Source organism: Autumnicola patrickiae, assembly GCF_031846525.1.
GTDB lineage: Bacteria > Bacteroidota > Bacteroidia > Flavobacteriales > Flavobacteriaceae > Autumnicola > Autumnicola patrickiae.
On the sequence record NZ_JAVRHM010000070.1, the window covers coordinates 1 to 844 of the forward strand.

Consider the following 844-nt stretch of genomic DNA (forward strand, 5'->3'; position numbering starts at 1 on the left):
TGTCCCGTCCTGAAATAGCGATACACTAAAATAGTAGTGTAATGAAAAGTTCAGCAAAGACTGGGTATGTAAAGCGTACCCAAAAAGATTATTCGATTTCTTTTAAACTTCAAGTTGTCCAGGAAATTGAGTCCGGAGCGCTTGGAAGAACCCAGGCTTGTCATAAATATGGTATACAGGCTAAATCAACAGTGAGGGAATGGCTCAGGAAATATGGTAACTTTGATTGGGAAAACCAATCGAGAATAACCGTGGCAAAAACACCTGAACAGAAAATACTTGAACTGGAAGCAAAAGTCAAACTGCTGGAAAAGCAGAAGGCCAGGGCTGAGCATCTTGCCCAACGTGCCGACAAGAAGGTGATCATCTTCGATATGCTTGTGGATATGGCCGAAAAGGAATATGATATCCAAATCAGAAAAAATTACAAACCCGAGTTGTCAAATGCTTCAAAGAAGCCCAAAAAGAGACGATAATTTCTTCCTGTGAATTACTCGGGGTAAATAGACAGGTATATTACAGATCAATAAAATCCCAAAAACATAGGCAGCTGATAGCCGCCCAGGTTATTGCTCTAGTGCGCTCTATAAGAAACCTGATGCCCAGGCTGGGCACGAGAAAACTATACCATATGCTCAGGGCTGAACTCAGCAAGATCAATATTGGAAGGGATAAATTATTTAGGATACTAAAGGCAAACAAGATGCTTATTGTTCCTAAAAAAAGTTACCATATAACAACGGACTCACATCATAGGTTCAGAAAACATAAAAACATGGTAAGCCAAATTGAATTTGAGCGGCCGGAACAAGTGTGGGTAAGCGATCTCACTTATATAGGCAAC

1 protein-coding gene and 1 pseudogene are annotated in these 844 nt (G+C 40.4%); both read left to right on the forward strand.

Translation table 11 applies throughout. From position 1 onward, the window contains the following. The first annotated feature begins 41 nt into the window (after positions 1 to 41). On the forward strand, positions 42 to 476 hold the full coding sequence (locus RM549_RS19380; RefSeq protein ID WP_311687767.1) for a helix-turn-helix domain-containing protein: 435 nt from the start codon (positions 42 to 44) through the stop codon (positions 474 to 476). A gap of 155 nt (positions 477 to 631) precedes the next feature. After that, positions 632 to 844, forward strand: a pseudogene (locus RM549_RS19385) (IS3 family transposase); the annotation flags it as partial.